This is a genomic window from Actinokineospora sp. (genome assembly GCF_050699995.1).
Lineage (GTDB): Bacteria > Actinomycetota > Actinomycetes > Mycobacteriales > Pseudonocardiaceae > Actinokineospora.
Genome location: NZ_JBOHGC010000612.1, coordinates 1 through 1,246, shown reverse-complemented (window position 1 = coordinate 1,246; position 1,246 = coordinate 1). Strand labels below are relative to the sequence as shown.

Genomic DNA, 1,246 nt, shown 5'->3' with positions numbered 1-1,246 from the left:
CGCCGGGGAGCGATAGCCCTCCGCGACGCAGGTCTTATCGACCAGACCATCGGTCTAGGGGAGATCTCGATGAACTCTTCTGCCTCCGCCCGAAGCTCCTTCCTTCGCATTCTCACGGCGGTCTCTTTCGTGCTCCTTGCTTCTCGACCAGTTGCCGCGGCCTGCTCCTGCACGGTCGCGGCGTCGGGGTCGCAGCCGGCGATCGACGTCTCGGGCACCAGCAGCGGCGCCTGCGCGGGGTCCAACACCCGCATCTTCTTCTTCGTCGACGGCGTCCAGGACGGCGGGCGCCAGTGCGGCATCGTCGCAAGCTGCAGCCACAGCTACACGCGGTCGACGACCTGCATGCGCACCGGCTCGCACACGCTCGGCGCCGCCTGCGAGTGCGGCAAGCTCGTGCCCGTGCCCGACGGCACCGCGAGCTGCGAGTTCGACGCGGGCAGCGCCGAGACCGCCTTCACGGTCAACACGACGCCGACGGTGTCGGTGTCCTACAGCGGCCCCGATGCCTTGGGCAACGGGACTCTGTCCGTGCCCTTCACCTTTCCCAACACCGGGGTCGCCGGCGGGCGGCGCCTCGATGTCTTCGTCGATGGGGCATTCGCCTTCGCCACCAGCCCGGAGGAGGAGTCCGGCACCTGGACGCGGGCTCTGAGCACGGCCTGCTGGAAGGAGGGAGCGCACGAGGTGTTCGTCCAGGCGCGGGCGTGCAATCAGTCGGACCCGACCTATCACGACGAGGCGACGACGACCATCACCGTCGGCACCAAGCCCGAGGTCGGGGTGAGCGTCAGCGGCCCGGACCCGACGGGGCTGGCCACCCTGTCCGTCCCGTTCAACTTCGAGAACACCCCCGGCGCCGGCAGCCGGCGCATCGACGTGTACGTCGATGGCGTGGCGACCTACGCGTTCACCCCCGAGGAGGTCGCCGGCACCTGGACCAAGGAGATCGACACCGCCTGCTGGCGGCAGGGGGCGCACGAGATCACGGCGGTGGCCGTGGCCTGCAACAAGGCAAGCGATCCGGCCTACCGGACGGAGGCGACGGCCAGGCTGGTGGTGGATCACACGCCGCGGGTTGGGGTGTCGCTGGCGCCGGAGGACCCCGCCGCGCCGGCCGGGCGCCAGGTGGTGACGGTGACCTTCGGCTTCCCGCAGACCCAGAGCGCGGCCCAGCGCCGGGTGCGGGTGACGACCGAGCCCGGGGGCGGCTTGGTGACCCAGTTCTTCCCCGAAGAGCGCGAGG

At 70.7% G+C, this 1,246-nt stretch carries 1 protein-coding gene; it reads left to right on the top strand.

Going from position 1 to position 1,246, the window contains the following annotated elements:
* Positions 1 to 69 precede the first annotated feature (69 nt).
* Positions 70 to 1,246 (top strand): hypothetical protein (locus ACRDSQ_RS29500; protein WP_431425584.1); only part of this gene is annotated, 1,177 nt, incomplete at its 3' end.